We start from the raw sequence: 270 nt of genomic DNA on the forward strand, positions 1-270 counted from the left end.
CCGTGGTGCTGGCCGGGCCGCTGGTGTTGCCGGCGGCGTCCTGGGCCACCGCATTGACCACCGAGCCGTTGGCCAGCGGTGTGCCCGGGGTGAAGCTCCAGTTGCCGCTGCCATCGGCGGTGGCCTGCCCTATCGGGTTGCCGCCGCCATCGGTGAGGATCACCGTGGCGCCGGCTTCGGCGGTACCGCTGATCACCGTACCGTTGCTCGGATCGAGCACCGGGGTGGCCGGGGCTACCGAGTCCACCGTGGTGCTGGCCGGGCCGCTGG

1 protein-coding gene is annotated in these 270 nt (G+C 73.0%); it reads right to left on the reverse strand.

The genetic code is table 11. The features are described 5' to 3' along the window. The coding region (locus HMPREF2581_RS33260) for an Ig-like domain-containing protein (protein WP_168173305.1) at positions 1 to 270 on the reverse strand (270 nt) is incomplete at both ends.

This window comes from Pseudomonas sp. HMSC057H01, assembly GCF_001836405.1.
Classification (GTDB): domain Bacteria; phylum Pseudomonadota; class Gammaproteobacteria; order Pseudomonadales; family Pseudomonadaceae; genus Pseudomonas; species Pseudomonas aeruginosa.